Source organism: Moritella sp. Urea-trap-13 (assembly GCF_002836355.1).
Classification (GTDB): domain Bacteria; phylum Pseudomonadota; class Gammaproteobacteria; order Enterobacterales; family Moritellaceae; genus Moritella.
This window is the reverse complement of the sequence record NZ_PJCA01000031.1, coordinates 263,181-282,371: the sequence shown is the minus strand read 5'-3', so window position 1 is coordinate 282,371 and position 19,191 is coordinate 263,181. Positions and strand designations below refer to the sequence as shown.

Annotated in this window: 13 protein-coding genes; 5 read left to right on the top strand and 8 right to left on the bottom strand. The window is 39.3% G+C overall.

The window, feature by feature from the left end; all coding sequences use genetic code 11:
* Position 1: 1 nt before the first annotated feature.
* The 3 genes from CXF93_RS09260 to CXF93_RS09250 all read right to left on the bottom strand — a co-directional run bounded on the left by CXF93_RS09260 (position 2) and on the right by CXF93_RS09250 (position 4,306).
* Positions 2-982 (bottom strand): SUMF1/EgtB/PvdO family nonheme iron enzyme, encoded by a 981-nt coding sequence (locus CXF93_RS09260; RefSeq protein WP_232784156.1) that lies wholly within the window; start codon positions 980-982, stop codon positions 2-4.
* Positions 983-2,692: an alkaline phosphatase family protein gene (locus CXF93_RS09255; RefSeq protein WP_101062178.1), complete on the bottom strand. Its 1,710-nt coding sequence runs from the start codon at positions 2,690-2,692 to the stop codon at positions 983-985. It lies immediately after the preceding gene.
* A gap of 114 nt (positions 2,693-2,806) precedes the next feature.
* Positions 2,807-4,306 (bottom strand): arylsulfatase, encoded by a 1,500-nt coding sequence (locus CXF93_RS09250; protein ID WP_101062177.1) that lies wholly within the window; start codon positions 4,304-4,306, stop codon positions 2,807-2,809.
* A gap of 585 nt (positions 4,307-4,891) precedes the next feature.
* Between CXF93_RS09250 and sbcB the strand changes: the two genes are divergently transcribed.
* Positions 4,892-6,346 (top strand): exodeoxyribonuclease I, encoded by a 1,455-nt coding sequence (sbcB, locus tag CXF93_RS09245; protein WP_369832207.1) that lies wholly within the window; start codon positions 4,892-4,894, stop codon positions 6,344-6,346.
* Positions 6,347-6,475: 129 nt separating this feature from the next.
* Here sbcB and CXF93_RS09240 read toward each other — a convergent pair whose 3' ends face one another.
* Positions 6,476-8,401 carry an AsmA family protein gene (locus CXF93_RS09240; RefSeq protein WP_101062176.1) on the bottom strand — a complete coding sequence of 642 codons (1,926 nt, stop codon included), beginning with the start codon at positions 8,399-8,401 and terminating at the stop codon, positions 6,476-6,478.
* A gap of 745 nt (positions 8,402-9,146) precedes the next feature.
* On the opposite strand from CXF93_RS09240, the gene CXF93_RS09235 reads away from it, so the two are divergent.
* Positions 9,147-10,538: a YjiH family protein gene (locus tag CXF93_RS09235; RefSeq protein ID WP_101062175.1), complete on the top strand. Its 1,392-nt coding sequence runs from the start codon at positions 9,147-9,149 to the stop codon at positions 10,536-10,538.
* A 160-nt stretch (positions 10,539-10,698) separates the two neighbouring features.
* Here the strand turns inward: CXF93_RS09235 and dcd are convergent, their stop codons facing one another.
* From dcd to apbC, 3 genes are all read right to left on the bottom strand, one after another.
* The gene (dcd, locus tag CXF93_RS09230; RefSeq protein WP_101062174.1) at positions 10,699-11,301 is read right to left on the bottom strand and encodes a dCTP deaminase; all 603 of its coding nucleotides are present in this window, start codon (positions 11,299-11,301) and stop codon (positions 10,699-10,701) included.
* A gap of 115 nt (positions 11,302-11,416) precedes the next feature.
* On the bottom strand, positions 11,417-12,061 hold the full coding sequence (gene udk, locus CXF93_RS09225) for a uridine kinase (RefSeq protein ID WP_017221396.1): 645 nt from the start codon (positions 12,059-12,061) through the stop codon (positions 11,417-11,419).
* A 151-nt stretch (positions 12,062-12,212) separates the two neighbouring features.
* Positions 12,213-13,289: an iron-sulfur cluster carrier protein ApbC gene (apbC, locus tag CXF93_RS09220; RefSeq protein WP_101062173.1), complete on the bottom strand. Its 1,077-nt coding sequence runs from the start codon at positions 13,287-13,289 to the stop codon at positions 12,213-12,215.
* A gap of 202 nt (positions 13,290-13,491) precedes the next feature.
* Here apbC and metG point away from each other — a divergent pair, with 202 nt between their 5' ends.
* The 3 genes from metG to cdd all read left to right on the top strand — a co-directional run bounded on the left by metG (position 13,492) and on the right by cdd (position 17,873).
* Positions 13,492-15,558 (top strand): methionine--tRNA ligase, encoded by a 2,067-nt coding sequence (gene metG / locus CXF93_RS09215; RefSeq protein WP_101062172.1) that lies wholly within the window; start codon positions 13,492-13,494, stop codon positions 15,556-15,558.
* A 129-nt stretch (positions 15,559-15,687) separates the two neighbouring features.
* Entirely contained in the window at positions 15,688-16,878 is a 1,191-nt protein-coding gene (locus CXF93_RS09210) for a class I SAM-dependent methyltransferase (RefSeq protein ID WP_101062171.1), read from the top strand.
* A gap of 101 nt (positions 16,879-16,979) precedes the next feature.
* Positions 16,980-17,873, top strand: coding sequence for a cytidine deaminase (gene cdd, locus CXF93_RS09205; protein WP_101062170.1), 894 nt, complete (start codon positions 16,980-16,982; stop codon positions 17,871-17,873).
* Between the two features lie 81 nt (positions 17,874-17,954).
* On the opposite strand, the gene CXF93_RS09200 is transcribed toward cdd, so the two are convergent.
* Positions 17,955-18,950, bottom strand: coding sequence for a GGDEF domain-containing protein (locus tag CXF93_RS09200; RefSeq protein WP_101062169.1), 996 nt, complete (start codon positions 18,948-18,950; stop codon positions 17,955-17,957).
* Between the last annotated feature and the right edge of the window lie 241 nt (positions 18,951-19,191).

Genomic DNA, 19,191 nt, shown 5'->3' with positions numbered 1-19,191 from the left:
TTTATTTTTTACTCATCGCTAAACGAAAGCCGATATCAGGCATGCGGACGTTATTTGTAGCACCATCACGACGGTAAACTTGTGACTCGTTAGCCGAAAATTCATAACCACCACCACGAAGTACTTTCATTGCTGGTCGGTTCATTTGTGTCATATTCCCAATTAAAGGATTAGTTCTCGTTTCTTTGCTATAAGCTTTACGGCTCATATCGTCTTGGCAAAACTCCCATACATTACCAGTCATGTCATATAGGCCAAGTTCATTAGGCATTTTTTGGCCAACATGATGACTTTTTTTATTAGCATTACCTGCATACCAGGCGACGTCGTCAATATTATTTGAGCCACTGAAGGTATAATTTTTTGATTGTTGGCCACCTTTAGCGGCGTATTCCCATTCAGCTTCAGTGGGAAAACGAAATGTTTTTCCCGTGGCATGATTCAGCTTTGCAATAAACAGCTGCATATTGAACCAACTAAGATTGTTCATCGCACATGCTGGACAAGGGTTATAGCTATAATTCCAGCCCATTAACTGCTCAAATAACGCTTGGGTAACTTCAGTTTTACCGATGTAAAATTCATCAAGCACTACGGTGTGCTCGGGCGTTTCTCGGGGGGAAGCTTCGGGTTGGTTTGATCCCATATTAAAGTCTCCGCCTTCTACCCAAATCATATCGTCTAATAATTGCTTCTTCATCTCTTCAGGTAATGAATAAACTTTATTGTGCTCTATGGCTTCTTTCTTGTTTGTTAGGTCATTATTTGTGAGATTCTGTTGAGTGGTTGCTGTGCTATCATTTTCAACTAATTCATTTTTAACCGCTTCGTGGTCAGCAAAAAGTTCAGCCATTAACTGCTCAATCTTTTTTAGTTCTTGCTGTTGTGTTGCAGTGAGTGTTTGCTCTTCCTCCTGAAAAGACGCTGCTGAATATACCGATGAGTTAAAACATAAAAGAAACAATAATAGTTTAATTTTCATTTAGTTAAATATTTCCTTTAGTATTTTCCCTTGTGATGCTGATGGCGATTTTATATTTAAAATAGCTGATAGCGTGGTTGATAAATCAACGGTTTCAACCGGACGATAAATATGTTGTGCGGGGATATTCTTGCCAGCAAGCATAACGGGAACAAAAGTATCATAAGTCCATGGAGACCCATGGGTAGAAGCGACTTTCAAACCATCCATGTCATTTATAAATTCTTGTGGTTTAAAAACGATATATATATCACCTGAACGACCGGGGTAATAGTTGTTGCTAACTAATCTATTAATGCGTGTATCAGCCAATTGACCACTGACAATTTTATTACTCGCAATCGTTGCATAAACGTCCTCTACAGAAGTTAATGCATCCGCTATTTTATTTTGGACGTCTGCTAACTCAAGTTTATGTTTAGCAATAACGTCTAAATCTAAATAGATATATGGATGGTAATATCCTTTGATTAGAGGTTCTTTAATCCCTAAAGATTTTTTAACCTTTGCCACAGGTACAGACTCATCCCACTGTTTCTTAGTTACATATTTCCCTTGTAAATTTTGCTCAGCTAAATAGCCTGGCGCTTCTGGGCTTCCATGATCAGATGCTAGTACAATAACAGTATTTTCCAACCCTATTTCTTTATCAATGAAGTTAAATAAATCAGCTAATGTCCTGTCCAAACGTAATAAATTATCTTCCATTTCTAAACTTGATACTCCAAAGAAATGACCGATATAATCAGTAGAAGACAAACTTATCGATAGATAATCGGTTATTTCGTCTTTACCAATGTTTTCATTAATGATTAACGACTTGGCAAAATCAACTGTTAATTCATCGCCTAACGGATTGAGCGTTAACAAAGTACTAAAATATTTAGACTCACCCAAAGGATGTGGAAATGTTTTACTATAACCAGCAAGATCCATTTCCCATTCATTATCATCTTTATCTTTTAAGCTGTATGTTTCTCTATTATTTAACAAATTCCATTTAGTGTTTTTATAGCTAGACGGAAGTTGCTTGGCGTTCCAATCATTAACCCACTGTGGATATTGATCATAATAATAATTACTACTAACAAATTCTTGTGTTGCTTTAGAAAACCATAATGCTTTGCCACCATGGCCAGCCATAGAAACAGCACCACGGTCTTTAATTGATACACCAAAAACTTTTGCCTGACCGGCAGTCGCAATTAAAAGCTCATCGCTAAATGTTGAAACACTAATGGTGTTTGGTGATCTACCGTCAACATTAGCCGCCTTTTGTGTTGGGTCTATTTCAGTAGATTTATCTACATCGGCGTCTTTAGATAACAAATAATAATCAGCGTCTTCAATATTATATACAGTGTTATTAATACTGCGGTCATACCAAATATTACCCACTAGACCATGTTCAGACGGATAAGCACCGGTTGCTAATGTCGCATGCCCCACAATCGTTTCGGTATTAGCATGTGCATGATGCGCGTCACGATAGACTGTGCCTTGGTTAATAAAGTAGTTAAAACCATTGTCAACAAAACGATCTTGATATCTAAAGGGTAAATCACCACGTAATTGATCTACGGTTATTTGTAATATCAACTTAGGCTTTTGAATATTAATGTTTTTTGCCGCAAGCGACAGGGGTGAATGTAACAAGCTAAGCAATGAAAAAATACAAGATAGAGTGGCAATAGTCTGGAGTTTATTCATCTGCTTTATAATCCTTTAATAAAGTAGTAAAAAATTAATCTATATACAACATGAAGTTAGTGGCCATTAATACGCTATTAATAGCCACTATTATGAATTACTGAATTTTAAGTTCTAAGGAACAAAACTACCTGGCTTTTGTCGTTGCGGGAAGTCTTTAAAAGTAGCTTTAAATTGTCCCACTTTAACCATTGATGGAGCCATTAAAAACATGTGTTCAGCCCACCATTGCGCATATCCAGCACCGTCATGATCCATACGTTCATAAGGGTCCATTCTTAAGTTAAATATTTTAGGGGCTCGTAATGTAGTCCAAGGGTCTTGCCATACTTCAATACCATGCGCGCGTTGCTCACGAAATATCATTTTATAATCACCATCACGTATAGCAACAATATCCCCTGTATCTGAAGCGTAGATAAATTCTTTACGCGGCCCTTTTATTGACGTGTCTAAAAAGTGAGGTAAAAAATTATAACCATCTAAATGAACTTTATATTTTTTACCATTAACCGTTTTACCTTTTTTCAACTCAGCAGTAACATCCTTTTGACCCGCTGCGGCTAATATAGTCGGCATCCAATCTTGCAATGAAATCATTTCATTAGATACTTGGTTAGGCTTAATTTTACCTGGCCATTTAACCATCATAGGAACACGGTAACCGCCTTCCCAATTGGTGTTTTTCTCACCTCTAAACTGCGTATAACCACCATCTGGCCATAACGCTAATTCAGCACCATTATCTGTGGTATACATAATAATGGTATTGTCAGCGATGCCTAAGTCATCAATCTTATCAAGCAATTGACCAACATGACTGTCATGTTCAACCATGCCGTCTGCATATAAACCTTGGCCAGTCACACCTTCTGATTCCGGTTTTAGACGAGTCCACACGTGCATACGAGTAGAGTTAAACCAAACAAAGAAGGGTTTTTTAGCCGCGTGCGCTTTATCGATAAACTTAAGCGCTGCACCTAAAAACTCTTCATCAACGGTTTCCATTCGTTTTTTAGTTACAGGGCCGGTATCTGTTATCTTGCCATCAGCAAAAGAATGAATTGCGCCACGCGGGCCAAAACGTTTTTTAAATGCTGGATCTTTTGGATAATCGGGATGCTCGGGTTCATCTTCGGCATTTAGATGATATAAATTACCAAAAAATTCATCAAAACCGTGGTTGGTTGGTAAATGCTCATCTTGGTCACCCAAATGATTTTTGCCAAATTGCCCCGTTACATAACCTAAGGGTTTAAGTAGCTCTGCGATGGTCGGATCTTTTTCACTTAACCCTTCTGCTGCACCAGGTAAACCTACTTTAGTTAATCCCGTTCGCATAGGGTGTTGCCCGGTAATAAAGCCTGCTCGACCTGCGGTACAGCTTTGATCGCCATAGGAATCAGTAAACAAAATCCCTTCATTGGCAATTCGGTCAATATTCGGTGTTTTATAACCCATCATACCGCGGTTATAAGCACTTATATTAAAGGGGCCTATATCATCCCCCCAAATAGCGAGAATGTTGGGTTTAGAAGTATCAGTTGTTGCTAAGACGCTTGAGGACAATACGAGTAAGCCTAATCCTAAAACTATTCTTTTACGTACGGGCATATTAATTCCTAATAAATTACGTGGTTAATTTACATTTAACCAACACCGTCAACAATGGCGATTAATACTTCGCCAGCATATTATCAACGATAGTAGTAAGGGGTTGGAAACACAATTATGTAACACCGTATTTATTTTGAAAAAAACTTACTTAAAATGAATCAAGTGAAAATATAATGGGATTAGGCATAGGCAGAATGATGGCGATATTATGACGCTAAACTAAATCCTTATTAGCCCTTGGCGCCAAATTATTAAACAAGGAATGCTCAGAATAAGTTTCACCAAGATATCTAAGGTCATCGCCGCCAAAAACAGATCTGCGAAACTTAATCACTTGCGCTCTAGCCTCGCTTAGCTTAACCTCAAGATATCGTCTGACAGACATTCACAGCTGTATTCTAAGCCGAAAAAATAAAAACTGCATGAGATGATAATCTTTCCAGAACAGGGCGCTTTAATGCTGTTTAGCTTAGTATCTGTAATACTAATAAGCCGCTCGGATGCAAAGTAAATTAAAACATGATGCACAATGAATTATCACCAGCATCTAATTAGATAAAACCATCAAAAACAAGACTTAAAATGACAAATAGCTTACATAAAACGACAACAGAAAAGATGAGTGACCAGCCGACTTTTTACTGGCACGATTATGAAACATTCGGCTTAAGTCCGTCACTGGATCGCCCTTCTCAGTTCGCAGGTATTCGCACCGACATGGACTTTAATGTCATCGGCGAACCAGATATGTTTTATTGCCGTCAATCAGATGATTACCTGCCTTCGCCTGAAGCTGCCATGATAACCGGTATTACGCCGCAGAAAACCCAAGCCGAAGGCGTCAATGAAGCTGAATTCAGTAAACGTATTGAAGCCCAGTTTAGCCAAAAAAACACCTGTATCATTGGATATAACAACATCCGTTTTGATGATGAAGTAACGCGTAATATCTTCTACCGTAACTTCTACGACCCATACGCACACACATGGAAAGACGGTAACTCGCGTTGGGATATAATCGACTTAATGCGCGCTTGCTATGCCCTGCGCCCAGAAGGTATCGTATGGCCAGAAAATGATGATGGCCTACCAAGCATGCGTCTTGAATTATTAACCAAAGCCAACGGTATTGAACATGCAAACGCGCATGATGCAACCTCTGATGTGTATGCAACCATTGCCATGGCTAAATTAGTCAAAGACAAACAGCCTAAATTATTTGATTTCCTATTTAACCTGCGTAACAAACGTAAAGTTGAATCGCTAATTGATATCATCAACATGACACCATTAGTACACGTGAGTGGCATGTTTGGTGCTGACCGCGGCTTTACTAGCTGGGTTGTGCCATTAGCTTGGCATCCGACCAACAACAATGCGGTGATCGTGGCTGACTTAGGCCAAGACATCACGCCGTTGTTAGAGCTAAGTGCTGATGAACTGCGTGAACGCTTATATACACCAAGAAAAGAACTCGGTGATCTAGCCCCTATCCCACTGAAACTTATTCATATCAATAAGTGCCCAGTGCTAGCGCCTGCTAAAACCTTGTTACCTGAAAATGCAGAACGCTTAGGCATAGATCGTAACGCTTGTTTAGCAAACCTAAAACGCTTAAAAGAAAGTAAAACGCTGCGTGAAAATGTGGTTGGTGTTTACCAAGTAGAACGAGAATATCCAAAGTCGAGCAATGTTGATGCTATGATTTATAACAGCTTCTTCAGTGCTGGCGATAAAGCCAATTTTGAAATACTACGTGAAACAGCGCCAGAGCAACTGGCTGGACTGAAACTTAAAATAAGTGATGAACGTTTCAATGAATTGTTCTTCCGCTATCGCGCCCGTAACTTCCCGCATTTACTGTCAATGCCTGAGCAACAAAAGTGGCTGAATCATTGCCGTACCGTGCTAGAAGATAGTGCTCCGCGCTATTTTGCACGATTAGATGCACTGGCAATTGAAAACAGTCATGACGAACGCAAGATGAAACTGCTGCAGCAATTGTACCTTTATGGTCAGAAGATCATTGGGGCGTAATCGCTAATTAAAGTAGCCAGTTAAAATAATGCTATTGAAATAAGGCTGTTTAAATACGCCAATAAAAAAGCCTGTTAGATTCTAATAAGAACACTAACAGGCTTTTTCTTTTAAGAGACTAATTTAACACTAGAAGAGTCTCTTAAACTCTTTAAATAGCTTGCCCTTAAGTTCATCTTTTTTCTCATCTGAACCAAGATACTTATCCATCAGCTTATCTTTTTCAAGCTCGAGTACTTGTTCAGTAATATCTCCAAAATCAAACTTAACGCTCGGCGCAGCGAAACTACCTGTTACATCAATTGGCAGACGTAAATCACGTACCGCTTTCATTGTTGAACTCGATTGACCACCAATATTCTCAGCCACAGAGGCATTGAAAGTAAAATCAAGCTTCTCACGCATCAAGTCTGCATAACCTTTACCATCGACCTTGATCGCAGGTGAAGCCAAGTCAATCTTAGTTGATGTTAACTTACCAGCACCCAGTTTAAAGTTTGCTACCATGGCGCTAAAGTCTGTTTGTTCAGCTTCATTAGTATTGTCCGCTGGCTTTTTGCTAAACATGGCAATGGCTTTACGCACTTCTTGCGCTACGTTAACCCCTAACACCGCGCCGTCGGTGAAGCTGGTATTAATTGTACCTTTGGTTGCAGATTTAAGTTTCGTCATGGTCAGGCCTTTACCGCTTACACGCACGTCAACATCAACTAACCCAGTTAACATTTTCTTACCCGCGGCGATGGTGACTAATTGCTCTGACTGTACTTTTTCTAGCGTGCTGTTCAAATTAAACGTCGCAGGTTTTTTGTTACTGTCTAACAACGCTTTAACCATTAACTTGCCTTCATATAGATCTGAAGATAACTTGGTTAACTGTAATACACCGTCTTTTAACTCACTTTGTAGCTTAATATTATCCAAGACATATTCGCCTTGCTTAATTTTAGTAATGGTTAACGTACCCTTTTGATTCACACTTGATAGCGCACTCAGGTCAGGTTCAACTTCAGGTGCAGATTTGGCTGCGCCCTTTTTAGCACTAGCCGTGCCTTTATTTGACCCTTTCACTGCACTGTTCTCATTTGTCGCAGCCGTCTTAGGTAGCCAGTCATCAACCACAAGGGTATTCATTGCTAGGTTGTATTCTAAGCTTGGTTTCGCAGACACATCGGCAGATAAATCACCGGTGATATTAAGTTCATCAACGTCTAATTTAAGTCCTGCTACTTTAATTGTCTTATCAGCATTATCGTATTTCACGTCAGCTTGCAGTGAGATATTCATTTCTGGTCGCGGTAATGACTTACCTGTTAATGCGAGTTTATTAACAAGCTGGGTTAATTTAATTTCATTAAACTGCTCATCAACCGTCAGTGTTAGGCTGGTATTTAATTTAGCCGTTAACTCATTAGTACGATAGTTCGCTGCTAACTTAACATCAACTGGCTTGTCAAAAGCAAACTCACCTACCGTTAAGCTACTATCAGACAATTTATGATAAGTACCATCTTGACGGTTGTTTAACGATAATTGTGCGTTAGTGATATTCACACCTTTAACTACAAACTTATATTCACTCTTCGCGGTCTCGCCTTCTGGCGTTACTTTAATCGCTTGAATATCTTCATTTGATAATGGCTTTTCTGCAGGCGCTAAAGTCGCTAACAATTCGTCCATGTTATTGCGGCCGTCTGCCAGTGTTTCTATATTAACGGTAAAACCATCAACTTCCACATTGGTAACCACAATAGTCTTAGTAAATAGTGACATCAGCTCAACAGCAGCTTGGATACTGCTGACTTCAATTTGTTTTGAGTCTGCATACTCATGCTTATTGAATAACGTTACTTTACCGAGCTCAAAGCCAATTTGCGGATAGAAGGTTATATTTAAGTCACCTTCAATTGAGACATCTTGTTGCGTAAATTGCTTCGCTTGTTCAATCAAATTATCTTTAATCAATTCTTCATTGACCAAAAATTTAACTGCCACAATTCCCACAACAATAATAATTGCAATGAGTCCACCTATACCAAGGAGTACTTTTTTCATCCTAAAACCACCTTATAACGATTCCTCATAACAATGACCTTAAACACCAAGGACACCACGTAGAGTATTAAATTTAGACCATCTACCTTAAGAATATCATGTAATTAGGATAAAGGCAGAAGATAAGCCAGAAAACACCTATCCTGTCGCTAAGCGACTCCAATATATAATCTGCGAACCTTAGAAAGGAGCTATTAAAATGAAATTATTTTTATATAAAATAGGTAACCACCTTGTCATCAAATCATAGCGGCTAAATGCTTATATTCTGCATGAAATCAATAATCAGCTTAAAAAGTCGGCGAAATCTAAATTCAACAACTTAATGATTATTCACTAATATAACCGAAAGGCGGAAGCTTAATCACAATTACTGCATATCTAGCATTTATCGATATATAAAACTATAAAAAACACGCCACTCAACATAAATACCCGCATTAAAAGTCTATTTTTGTGACCCTTCACACTTAAAATTCTATAAATTATTCTATTTTTATGACACTCGACACATGGTGTTAATAATATGTTTCTCACATGTATATTCACAGTTACTATCCCCAGCAATCGAGGTCATGGCAGCGTTTTCAATTGCCCTAAAATAAGATATCAGAATTTAATACATCGGATTAATGATGATTCGGTAGCTTATGACCTTAGCTAAGATTGAATATGGAATATTTAGTGATGAAGATCAGCATTCACTTGATGCTATTTCTCACACTATAAAAAAGGGAATAATTTAATGAAAGATAATAACGTTTGTGCAGAGTCACCACAAAATGCAAATCAAACCAGCTCAGGTAATAAATCGCTACTGCGATTTCTATTACCTTCGTTAATCGGCTTGTTTTTATTCATGACGCCGATGAGTTATGAAGGCCAAATGACGATCCCAGTGGCAATATTAGCCAAAGCCTTACTTGCGCTGTTGGACGGTTACTTACTCAATATCATCACAACTATCATTACGTTCATGGCTGTGGCATCCACATTGGCAGTCCTAATCAAGCCGGCATTTATAACTGAACGTGTATTTCTAAAAGAGTTATTCATGCCGACGCCACTTTGGCTAATCGTCAGACTTATCAGCTGCGTCTTTACTATCGCAACGGTTTTTCAAGTCGGTCCAGAATATATTTGGAATGAAAACACTGGTGGCCTCGTACTAAACGATTTATTACCAACGCTATTCGCGGTATTTATCTTCGCAGGCTTGCTACTACCACTACTACTTAACTTTGGTTTGTTGGAATTGTGTGGCGCGTTATGTACTAAAATCATGCGTCCTATCTTCAACCTTCCAGGACGCTCTGCGGTTGACTGTATTGCCTCTTGGTTAGGCGACGGCAGTGTGGGTATCTTATTAACGGATAAGCAATACCAAGAAAAGTTTTATACCCAACGTGAAGCAGCCGTTATTGGCACAACGTTCTCAGCTGTATCAATCACCTTTAGTCTGGTTGTTATTGCTCAGGTTAATTTAGAGCAATACTTCTTACCTTACTACATGGCGATTACATTATCAGGCATAGCTGCAGCAATCATCGTGCCTAAGCTTCCGCCTCTATGTTGGAAAAAAGATATCTATATTGATGGTACGCCAAAAAATCACGATTTAGAGTCAATCCCTGCAGAGCACTCCGTTTTTTCATGGGGTATTAACCAAGCCGTTGACCGTGCATCAAAAGTAACGTCATACCGCACTGTATTTATCGAAGGCCTAAAAAATGCGACGCATATGGTATTTGGCATCTTACCGGTAGTAATGGCAATCGGTACTATTGGTCTACTTATCGCTGAATACACATCGGTATTTGCCGTGCTTGGTAAACCGTTTATGTATTACCTTGATTTCATGAACGTACCAGAAGCTGCGCTTGCATCTGAATCGTTAGTCGTTGGTTTTGCCGATATGTTTGTACCGAGTATCCTTGCTACATCAATGGAAAGCGATATGACGCGATTCATTATTGCCGGTGTATCAGTATCCCAACTTATCTATATGTCTGAAGTGGGCGCATTATTATTGGGCAGTAAAATCCCAGTAAACATCGTCGATTTATTTATTATTTTTGTACTACGTACCATCATCACATTACCTATCATCACAGGTGTAGCACACCTTATCTTCTAAGCAGTACTGTAGATCTGCTAAGCATAAGAAAGAAATGAATAGGTAGGTAAATAGAAAACGTAAGATAAAAAAATGCCCATCACTATCACAGTGATGGGCATTTTTGTATTTGGATTAGCACGATATCAAGCATTCATTAAAGAACAATGCCTAGAGACGACTAAGAATTTTGATTTTCGTTATCATCTTGGTTAATACGACTTGAGTCAGCACCATGCTGGTTTTTATACTTGGCGTCTTTACGTTGATTGTAAGGACGTGCAGCAGGTGCAGTCAGTGTTTCAAAGTTTAACGCCGCAATCGTCATTTTAGGACGTAGTGCCAACGGTAATTTACCACTGTTATAAAATTCAAGTACGATACGACCAGACCAGCCAGGGTCAATACGATGCGCAGTTACATGCACCATAAGACCAAGACGTGCTAATGACGAACGTCCATCTAACCAACCAACGATATCTGCTGGTAAGGTTACTTTTTCAAACGTCACAGATAAAGCGAACTCACCTGGGTGTAAAATAAATGCTTCACCGTCAGGTATAACAATTTCATCACTCATAACTTTATCAAGTTGGATAGCCACTTCTTCTTTAGGGCCACTCAAATCAATATAAGGCGCATTATGTGCTTGGAATACTCGGAATTCATGGCCTAAGGTAACATCAACACTTACGCCGCTAATTTTACTTTGATCAGGCTTTGGTTCGATAGTAATTCGACCATCATCTAAATATCTTTCAATATCTGTATCGCACAGGCGCATTTTGTCTCTCTTTAATAGATGCTGTGTTCGTTATAATGCTTTAGCTTTGATACTTATATACTCAAGTTACTTCAAGATGCTATATCAGAGACTAGCTTGGGTATAAACTAATACATTAATCGTTTAATAACTGACAAATTTTTGCTTTTAATGTATCAATCGCAAAACGGTTCTTACCACCACGTGGCACAATAAGATCTGCATATTGTTTTGATGGTTCAATGAACTGTAGGAACATTGGACGTACCGTATCATTGTATTGTTCAATAACCGATTCCATTGTTCTGCCACGTTCTGCAACATCACGTTGTAAACGACGAACAAAACAAATGTCTAACGGGGTATCCATAAATATACTTGCGTGAATAATGTTACGAATAGTTGGATCTGTCAGTAATAAAATACCTTCTAAAATGATCACTTTCTTCGGCGTCAATTTAGTCGTTGTAGCCATACGCGTATGTTCTGTATAGCTGTAAGTTGGTATTTCAACTGCCTGGCCGTCACTCAAACCCTGTAAATGACTGCACAATAATTTATGGTCCATCGCTTGTGGATGGTCATAATTTGTTTTAACTCGGTCTTCCATCTCGAGGTGACTTTGATCACGGTAATAGCAATCTTCAGTAATTACTGCAATTTGAGATTCACCAAATTCTGCAACAAGTTCGCTATAGATTGTTGAAGAAAATAAGCTTTTACCAGATGCAGAAGCACCTGCGATTGCGATGATCACACAAGAGTTAGATGTATTATTCATTAATTAAATGATCCGTTAGGGCTTAAGACGCCGTTATTATAGAAATTTATAGGCCGTCATTCTAGAGTAAACCTAAAAATACCTATAATAAGTTAGAAAATACCTATAATAAGTTAGGAAACACCACTATTACGTTATAGAAATAGCAACATTAGGTTAGCTTAATTGGTATCTCTGTTGATATTGTGTGCGTTTGAAAAAACATCTTACTGACGATGTCGCTTGCAAGTTGCGCATACACAGCTGAAAACACAGAATCAGGTTGTGCTACTACCGTTGGTTTACCCGCGTCAACATCTGCACGTAAGTCAATATGAAGTGGTAACTGAGCAACGCATTCAGTATCAAAACGAGCCGCCATTTTCACTACCCCACCGGTACCAAAAATAGCTTCTTCGTGACCACAATTATTGCAGATATGGGTACTCATATTCTCGACAACACCCAATACCGGTACTTTTACTTGTCTAAACATGCTGATGCCTTTTGCTGCATCGGCAAGCGCCACATCTTGTGGAGTTGATACGATTAACGCACCTGTTACCGGAATGTTTTGGCTCAACGTCAATTGGATATCGCCCGTGCCTGGTGGCATGTCGATAAACAGATAATCGAGTTCGCCCCAATGGGTTTCGCCAAGTAACTGCATTAATGCTTTACTCGCCATTGGTCCACGCCAAATCATCGCTTGATCATTTAGTGCAATAAAACCTATGCTATTAACCGCTAAGCCATGGGCGTTAATCGCTTTCATGGTATTACCATCGTATGCTTCTGGGCGAGATTCGCTCACACCGAGCATAAGCGGGATTGATGGCCCGTAAATATCCGCATCCATAATGCCAACTTTGGCACCCATTTTAGCTAATGCCAATGCAGTATTAACGGTTGTAGTTGACTTACCTACGCCACCTTTACCCGATGCAACAGCAATTACATTCTTAACGCCAGGTATCGCAGCCGCGTCATTACAACGCGCCAATGTTGCAATATCAAGCTTGATGTTCCAATTAACTGCATCCACCCCTTTCATTAGCATCACTTTTGGCGCTAACTTGCTCTTGACTTCGTCTTCAAAATCTAAAGAAGGAAAAGGTAAGCGTAACTGAACCTCAACACAACCATCCTTGTTATTCACTGTTTCGAGTACATTACTGTCTGCTATATTTTTCAACCAACCTTTTGGCTGAAAAATACCAATAAGCTGAGTGATCTTTGTTATATCCATAACCGCCTCTTCATTTTTAGTTTTAAGTGTTTAGCTTTTAAGCATTTCGACTTTATTAATCTACTATATCAATGATAAAGCAAAGAATCACAAATAAATACGCTAAAAATAGCAGGGTTTTTAGCCTAACATCTATGCTTTATAAGCTGTATCAGGTAACATCGGATAACTTTATTTTTAACCACAAGATGAATCAGATTTCATGACATCAGAACGCAAAATCTTAGTAACAAGCGCATTACCCTATGCCAATGGTCCTATTCACTTAGGTCATATGCTTGAGTATATCCAGACTGACATCTGGGTTCGTTTCCAAAAGCAACGTGGCCACACATGTACTTATGTATGTGCGGATGACGCACACGGCACGCCAATCATGCTTAAAGCGCAAGAGCGTGGCATCACGCCGGAAGCAATGATCGCGCAAACTAAAATTGAGCATATGGCGGATTTTGCTGATTTCAATGTTGGTTTTGATAACTATCATTCAACGCACAGTGATGAAAACCGTGAACTTGCAAGCATGATCTATACGCGTCTACGCGACAATGGTCATATCAAAACACGTGTAATTTCACAGCTGTTTGATCCTGAAAAACAAATGTTCTTACCAGATCGCTTTGTCAAAGGTATCTGCCCAGAATGTAAGAGTGAAGATCAAAACGGTGATAACTGCGACAACTGTGGCGCAACTTATTCACCAACAGATTTAATCTCGCCAAAATCAGTTGTATCAGGTGCTGAACCAATTCTTAAAGATTCAGAGCATTACTTCTTCGACCTACCAGCATTCGGTGACATGTTAAAAGCATGGACACGTTCTGGTACATTGCAAGAAGAGATCGCCAACAAACTAGCAGAATGGTTTGAAGCTGGTTTGCAACAGTGGGACATCAGCCGTGATGCACCTTACTTTGGTTTCGAGATCCCTGATGCACCGGGTAAGTTCTTCTACGTTTGGTTAGACGCACCAATCGGCTACATGGGTAGCTTCAAAAACCTTTGTGATCGTCGTGATGACCTTGATTTTGATGAGTACTTCAAAAAAGATTCAACGACTGAACTTTATCACTTCATTGGTAAAGACATCGTTAACTTCCACAGCCTATTCTGGCCTGCAATGCTTGAAGGTACGGGTTTCCGTAAACCAACAGGCGTATTTGCACACGGTTTTGTTACTGTAAACGGTAAGAAAATGTCTAAGTCACGCGGTACATTTATCATGGCGCGTACTTACTTAGACAACTTAAACCCAGAATACCTACGTTATTACTACGCAGCAAAACTAAGCAACAAGATTGTTGATTTAGATTTAAATCTAGAAGATTTTGCCCAACGCGTAAACTCTGACGTTGTTGGTAAAGTAGTTAACCTTGCAAGTCGTACTGCTGGTTTCATCTACAAACGTTTTGATGCAAAACTAGCAAGCGAAATTTCAGAGCCTGAATTATTGGCTGAATTCGTTGCTGCTGGCGATACTATTGCCCAGTACTACGAAACGCGTGATTTCAGTAAAGCAATTAAAGAAATCATGGCACTGGCTGATAAAGCCAATGCTTACATTGCAGACAAAGCACCGTGGCAACTAGTCAAACAAGAAGGCTGTGAAGCAGAAGCGCATCTTGTTTGTACTATGGGCATCAACTTATTCCGTATCTTATCGGTTTATTTGAAACCTGTATTACCAGAAATGGTTGCTGAAGTTGAAACATTCTTAAATGATGAATTCAACTGGGATAGCTACAAAACAGTATTAACAGACCACGAAATCAACAAGTTCAAACCGTTAATGCAACGTGTTGAAATGGACAAAGTTGAAACTATGGTTGAAGCATCTAAGCAAAACTTAGTGGTTGCTGAAGAAGAGAAAGAAGAAGTTGTCGTTGAAGAAACGCCTGTTGATCTTGCTTCTGACAAGCACCTTAAAGAAGAGCCAATTGGTGAAATGATCGCATTTGATGATTTCGCAAAAGTTGACTTACGTATAGCTAAAATTGTTAAAGCTGAGCATGTTGAAGGCGCGAAGAAACTACTTAAGCTAACCTTAGATGTGGGCGGCGAAACGCGTCAAGTATTTGCTGGTATCAAGTCAGCTTACGAGCCAGAGCAACTGCAAGGTCGCTTAACGGTTATGGTTGCTAACTTAGCACCCCGTAAGATGAAATTTGGTATGTCAGAAGGTATGGTACTTGCTGCAGGCCCTGGCGGCAGCGATATCTTCGTACTAAATCCGGATGAAGGTTCTGAACCTGGCATGCGTGTAATGTAATTAAGCTCAGTTATCGAATGGCTATTTAAGCTATTTTCCAACTGACTTTTAAAGGGACTCACACTGAGTCCCTTTACTGTTATATAACGTATAGTTTATATATAAATATTAAAACGAAAAGAGATTTAAATGACAGCTCAAATTATCCTTGCTAAAGGCAAAGAAAAAGCACTTAAACGTAAACACCCGTGGATCTTCTCTGGCGCAGTACAGAAAGTAAAAGGCGAACCAGCAGTTGGTGAAACTGTGGACATCATGAGTGCGGGCGGCGAATGGCTAGCATCTGGTAGCTATTCACCTGAATCTCAAATTCGTGTACGCGTATGGGATTACGACCGTAGCGTAGCAATCGATCAAGCATTTTTTGAAAAACGCATCAAGCAAGCACAATCGCTACGTGATGAGTTAATCGAACAAAAAGGCTTAACTGGTTACCGTTTAATCGCAGCCGAATCAGATAGCCTTCCAGGTATCACGATCGACCGTTATAACGATTTCTTAGTATGTCAGCTATTATCAGCAGGTGCTGATTTTCACCGTGATACACTAGTTGCAGCATTAAGCGTACTTTACCCTGAATGCAGCATTTATGAACGTTCAGATGTAGCTGTACGTAAAAAAGAAGGTCTAGAACTAGTTAAAGGCGTTCTTAAAGGCGAAGAGCCACCTGAAACTGTGATTATCGAAGAAAACGGTATCAAAATTGAAGTTGATATTAAAGGTGGCCACAAAACTGGTTTCTATCTTGATCAACGTGACAACCGTAAAGCTGCTGCAAAATATGCAAAAGGCAAAGACGTACTTAACTGCTTCAGCTACACAGGTGGTTTCGGTGTTTACGCACTGCAAGCTGGCGCGAAATCAATTACTAACGTAGATTTGTCACAACCTGCGCTAGATATTGCAAAACGTAATTTAGAGCACAATGACCTAGATCTATCAAACGCTTCTTTCGAACGTGCTGACGTATTCAAAATTTTACGCCAATACCGTGAAGAAGGTCGTACGTTTGATACGATCATTCTTGATCCGCCTAAATTTGCAGAAAGTAAAGCGCAAATGAAAGGTGCTTGTCGTGGTTATAAAGACATTAACTTCGTAGCTATGCAAGTACTTAAGCCTGGTGGCACACTGTTAACATTCTCATGTTCAGGCCTAATGGAAGATGGTTTATTCCAAAAAATCGTTGCAGATGCAGCGCTAGATGCAGGCCGTGACGCTTACATCGTAGAGCGTTTATCACAAGCAGGTGATCACCCAACGGCTAGCTTCTATCCAGAAGGTTATTATCTAAACGGTTTAGTACTAAAAGTTCTATAATTGAGAGCTTTATCCTTGTAATAAGTCGGTTTTAGTTGCAAAGTGGTACTCAGATAGAATTTAATTCTCTATTCAGTGCCACTTTTAACAAGGCCAATTTTATGAAAGCAAACCTTCTTACTGCACTTTCGTGCTTACCTGAATCTCTTCAAAGCCATGTGCTACCTATTATCAGCCGTGCTGATTTTAAGGGTGTTATTAATGCTGACGATGTCGACCTATTACAGCTGCATTCCGCACTAGAAACACCTGAATTACTACTCAGTTTATTACCGTTAGCTGCAGCCTACTCTGTTGCCCCAATTTCTGATTTTAACGTCGGCGCAATAGCACGAGCAGGATCGGGAAACCTCTACTTTGGTGCCAATTACGAATTTACACATCAAGCATTATTCAACAGTGTTCATGCTGAACAAGCCGCTATTAATAATGCCTTTAGTCATCATGAATCATCTATTTTAGATATTACGGTTACCGACAGCCCTTGTGGTCACTGCCGTCAATTTATGAATGAGTTACACTGTGCACCAACGTTAAGTGTCAACTTAAAAGCAACAGGTGTTAAAACGCTCGCGACCTTACTGCCCGATTCTTTCGGTCCAATTGATCTCGGTATTAACGAATCGCTATTAGCCGCTAAACCAGTTAATTTAACCTTGCAGCAAGAAAACGCTTCATCGCTAGTACAAGCTGCACTACAAGCTGCAAATACCAGCTATGCACCTTACAGCCACTGCCATGCCGGTATTGCATTAAAAACAACAACGGGTACTGTCATCGCTGGTCGTTATATTGAAAATGCTGCCTTTAATCCGTCATTATCACCACTGCAATCAGTATTGATTAATTTAAATTTAGCAGGGTTTGCATTAACTGATATAGAGGCAATGATCTTGGTTGAAAAAGCAGAGACTAAGATGAGCCATGCACAAGCGACACAAGTGCTGGTATCAGAAATAGGTATTAACAATTACCAGCATATATATGCCAACTAAATGAAATTAATATGAAAATCAGAAGCATCCGTTGATTACTGTATACACATAATTAACCGATGCTTTCTTTTAATTTAAGCTTTATTTAAACAATTCGTGTTCATGCTCAACTACCTGCCCTGAATTATGTAAATGTTTAATTTGCCTAAAGTTTGTCACCTTATTTCGCCCTGTTCGTTTTGACTCATACAAGGCTAAATCAGCATGCTGTACAAGTGTAGATAAAATACTGCTACTTGCTAGTTCTGTAAAACCAATACTGATGGTTATCGTGCCTACTTGCGTGAAGATATGCTGCGCAATCGTCTTTCTTAAACGTTCTAATATTAATACTCCGGTATCTTCTTCTGCACATTTAAACAATACTGCAAATTCTTCACCGCCATAGCGGAAAATATAATCTTGATTACGGAAATTGGTTTTAATTAACCGCGCGATTAAGATTAACGCTTCATCACCAATGATATGGCCAAATTGGTCATTCACTTGCTTAAAATTATCTATATCTAGCATAGCCAAATACCAAGAACACTGCTTCTCGGTGTGATCACGACGTTCATTATGATCATGACCAGTGATCACTTCCATCAACTTAGTCTCAAAGGTTTGTCGGTTGAGTAGTTCAGTCAATGGATCAAGCCTATTTTTAAACAATACATGACGTTGGTTAGCATAAATATGCAGGACATTGGCGGCAGTCATAAATTGTTTAGTATCTAACGTCTCGCACTGCATATGGACAGCGACGACAAAGCCAATGACAGTATCACAGTGACAAATGGGGATATAACTCACCCTTGCCTGCTGCTGTTCAACGCAATGGATCTTGTTATCTTGTACTTTAAGATACAGTGCATCAACAGTTTCAGGCGTAAAATCTTGCTGGGTTAAGTTATCAGAAATTAAGCTAATGTTCTGTTCTTCGAGGGCATTTTCTCTGGCAAATACGGCAATTTTCTGCGTTTTTAAAATAGCTTGTAACGAGATAATAAGCCTTACGTCAAGTTGTGCTTCATCTTCCGATTCGGTTAATGAGATGAACCATTCATGTGCACAACTATTAACCGCGTTTCGCATTTACCACTACCTTTCAAGGCTATTAATACAGTGAGTTTAGTCAAAAAAACATAAAATTGAGAACAAAAAAAGCGCATAAATGCGCTTTTAACAGTATATATATTTATAACAAGAAGTTAATACCATCATTGGTTGCTCAAATTACTCCACTCATCCGACCCCTTAGGATAAAATTGTGATTAAACCGGTTTAGCACTAAGTATTATATCTACCCTTAACTAGTTATAAAATATGCATGATT